The sequence below is a fragment of the Aeromonas sp. HMWF015 genome, assembly GCF_963878965.1.
Taxonomy (GTDB): domain Bacteria; phylum Pseudomonadota; class Gammaproteobacteria; order Enterobacterales; family Aeromonadaceae; genus Aeromonas; species Aeromonas veronii.
This window is the reverse complement of the sequence record NZ_CAWNZT010000260.1, coordinates 124-2,293: the sequence shown is the minus strand read 5'-3', so window position 1 is coordinate 2,293 and position 2,170 is coordinate 124. Positions and strand designations below refer to the sequence as shown.

Annotated in this window: 5 protein-coding genes; 1 reads left to right on the top strand and 4 read right to left on the bottom strand. The window is 50.5% G+C overall.

Annotated elements, in window-relative coordinates; translation table 11 throughout:
* The 4 genes from AACS18_RS13580 to AACS18_RS13565 form a co-directional block, all read right to left on the bottom strand.
* A partial coding sequence (locus AACS18_RS13580; protein ID WP_146184893.1) for a helix-turn-helix domain-containing protein occupies positions 1-448 on the bottom strand: 448 nt, incomplete at its 3' end.
* Between the two features lie 173 nt (positions 449-621).
* Complete coding sequence (locus AACS18_RS13575) at positions 622-843, bottom strand: hypothetical protein (RefSeq protein WP_069529464.1); 222 nt, start codon at positions 841-843, stop codon at positions 622-624.
* A 4-nt stretch (positions 844-847) separates the two neighbouring features.
* Positions 848-1,246, bottom strand: a complete 399-nt coding sequence (locus tag AACS18_RS13570; protein ID WP_108614377.1) for a hypothetical protein — start codon at positions 1,244-1,246, stop codon at positions 848-850.
* 37 nt (positions 1,247-1,283) lie between these two features.
* Positions 1,284-1,502, bottom strand: coding sequence for a Cro/CI family transcriptional regulator (locus tag AACS18_RS13565; RefSeq protein ID WP_108614376.1), 219 nt, complete (start codon positions 1,500-1,502; stop codon positions 1,284-1,286).
* Between the two features lie 132 nt (positions 1,503-1,634).
* On the opposite strand from AACS18_RS13565, the gene AACS18_RS13560 reads away from it, so the two are divergent.
* A partial coding sequence (locus AACS18_RS13560) for a helix-turn-helix domain-containing protein (protein ID WP_258228937.1) occupies positions 1,635-2,170 on the top strand: 536 nt, incomplete at its 3' end.

Genomic DNA, 2,170 nt, shown 5'->3' with positions numbered 1-2,170 from the left:
ACCAGTCATTCGGCAAACGAGTTCCTCGTCGTGGAGCTGAGCGTTCGGCTGCGCGCTCCCCTTGGGGGGATATAGGGGGGATCTTTGGATCAATGACTGGATCTAAAGAGTGACTGATTCTATGTGCAACTCCTGCACATGCTATGTGCATCTCTTGCACATCTGGATGTGCAGGAGATTCACCATCAAGTGTCAGCATGTAGACATTTGACCTCTTCCCATTGGGGCCTCTTCTGGCTTCCTTAATCAAAAGGCCCGCCGCGCAGAGCGCATCGATATGACTGATCACTGAGCGACGCGAAATCTCACATTGGTCAGCGATATGTTGATGCGAAGGCCAGCACTCGCCGGTATCACTGGCGTTGTCTGCCAATTTGATAAGCACCAGTTTACGCAGCGGGTTACCCACTTTGATGTTCATCGCTTTGACCATCAGCAGCATGCTCATAGCTCAGCCCTCCGATGTATCAGATCTTCATGAAGGAGGGCCGGGCGCCCCACCCTGCAGCAAACGAACGCAAATTTTGGTAATAGTGAGCCCCCAAGGGCAATGATTGACTTGGTCATGGTCGGGTCCTGATTTAAAAAATGCCCAGTGGTCAGCTGGGCAACAGTTGATAGTTATGCGCTACCTTGCTTCTCCGCACGTTCAACCTGGTAGGCCATTAGCTGGCGCGACAGGCGCAAAGCAGTCCTGTCTGTACCAGCAGCCTGCGCAATGGTGATCGATGAGTCATCCTCCAGAAATAGCGCCAATTCGTGCATGACGGATTTCAGGATGATGTTGTCACGCTCATCCACATGCTTCGGGGCCGGGCGTGTCAGTCTTGCTACGGTAGACATGGTCTTATCTCCCTAAAACAACATTGATTAGTCCAATCAGCTTCTGTACCGGCGTCTTGCGCCGCTCTTCTTCGTAAACGGCCTCATCTTCAGAGGTAAACGTGAGCAGGCCGCGCTCAGGTAACCCCTCCCCCTTCAAGATCTCCTCAACTGTGACCGGCGGGTACCCCTGCTCGATAAGAGCCTGGTTCGCCCTTTTCACGGCCCTAGCCAGGATCTGCGGCTCATATTTAGATATGGAGTTGAGCAGGATCAGCAATGAAGTGCGGGCAAATGCAGTCTCTGTCATGCCGAACTCGGCACTAACTTCTCTCCACATATGGCGCTGGGCAGGTGTAGCACGTGTCCTTAAAGGCGATAGCGTGTCGAGCTTTTGGTGATCAGGAAGTGCTTCTCTTCCCATGCTGTATGCCCTCTCGATTTGGTGAGCAGGTGGGTGGTCAAGCGGCCTGCTGGGTAGAATGTTCCTGTTCTTTTGTCAGAAGGGGGTAATCCTCCAGGCCTAAACGCAATTCACCATTGCTGGCTATGACAAAACTGACCGCATGCTGCGCTGGGATAATCTCGCCCCACTTCACAGCGAGGCTACGGGAGACACCGATTGCTTTCATAGCGCGGGCCATGTTGCCGAAGTACTGAATCACATCCTGCTTTTTCATGGGTCATGGTCCTGTTCTGGAAATCAAACAAAATACTGTACTCCATAGAGAACGAAGTCAACCACCAGCGTCCACCAAAGAGATCGGCCAGGGAATTACAATTTAGTCTCTAAAGTGAACAAGAGGTTTTGGATGAAAACATTCGGGCAGCGCCTTGAAGAGAAGCTTCAGGAGCAAGGAATCAGTATGTCTGAGCTTGCTCGTCGTACAGGCCTATCTAAAAGCGTGATCAGCAATACCATCAACAACCCGAATCGCGAGATGCGAGTTTCATCCTTAATTTCCATAGCAAAGGTCTTAAAGGTTGATCCCATCTGGCTCTACTCTGGTCGTAGTAGTGGGGATTTATTGAATGACATACAGTTCAATTCAGATAAGGTTCCAATTTGGCCCCTTTCTGATGTGGAGCAACTTGCAACTGACATGATGCCCAATATGGATAGCGGGAGATACGTAGTTGCAGAGAACCAAAGTCACAGCATTGCAATAGAATCGAACAATGACCATCTCTCAAAATCAGGTATTGTTGCAGGAGATATATGCATCATTAACTTGGCAGACAGGGAACCTGAAGACGGGGGAGTGATGCTGGTTAAGCTAGCAAAAAGTGGTCAAGCAAGACTCCTCAGAGCTATGGCTGGTATTGATGGATGGATTTTTGGGGTCGA

Excerpts from the sequence above, each read along its gene's own strand:
- AACS18_RS13575 (WP_069529464.1), bottom strand. The coding sequence starts at position 843 with ATGTCTACCGTAGCAAGACTGACACGCCCGGCCCCGAAGCATGTGGAT.
- AACS18_RS13570 (WP_108614377.1), bottom strand. The coding sequence starts at position 1,246 with ATGGGAAGAGAAGCACTTCCTGATCACCAAAAGCTCGACACGCTATCG.
- AACS18_RS13565 (WP_108614376.1), bottom strand. The coding sequence starts at position 1,502 with ATGAAAAAGCAGGATGTGATTCAGTACTTCGGCAACATGGCCCGCGCT.